The 544-nt window shown below is 60.1% G+C and carries 2 protein-coding genes; both read left to right on the top strand.

What is annotated here, in order from left to right:
• Positions 1-306 (top strand): hypothetical protein (locus VBE63_RS31100; RefSeq protein WP_323686793.1); only part of this gene is annotated, 306 nt, incomplete at its 5' end.
• Between the two features lie 100 nt (positions 307-406).
• Positions 407-544: agmatine deiminase family protein (locus VBE63_RS31095; RefSeq protein WP_323686794.1), on the top strand; the 138-nt coding region annotated here is incomplete at its 3' end.

Below are 544 nucleotides of genomic sequence, written 5' to 3'. Positions count from 1 at the left end.
GCCTTCAATGGTGCTGGCTATTCGGCCTGGTCGAATGTTGCTACAGAAACCTCGCTGGTCGCGGCCGAGCAGCTGGAACTGAGCGCCTCAGGTCAAAAGGTCCGCGGTCAACTGCTCGTCGATTTGAGCTGGAATGACAGCGTCGTCGTGGTCGACATCCTTCGCGATGGCGTTTCGATTGCCACCGGCATCTCTGGGGGCCTCTACTTTGACGATGGGCTCGGCAATGGCGGCGGCACCTTTGTCTACCAGGTCTGCGAAACCGACACATCGACCTGCTCCAACAGGGTGACGGTCGCTTTCTGAATCACCTTCTGAACCGTTCAGCGCTGTCAGCGCTGATCAACGAGCCCGCTGGAGTCACCTCCTGCGGGCTTTTTTTGACACCCTCCAAAGCAACTGCCTCATGCAAGACATCAACTCCAAGCGCCGCCTGATCGCCGAATGGGAGCCGCAAGCCGCGGTGATGCTCACCTGGCCGCATTCCGGCACCGATTGGGCACAACAGCTCGACGCGGTCGAGCGCGTCTACCAGCGTCTCGTC

This window comes from Lamprobacter sp. (assembly GCF_034860625.1).
Classification (GTDB): Bacteria; Pseudomonadota; Gammaproteobacteria; order Chromatiales; family Chromatiaceae; genus Lamprobacter.
The sequence above is the reverse complement of the archived record's forward strand: the minus strand, read 5'-3'. Positions and strand labels throughout refer to the sequence as shown.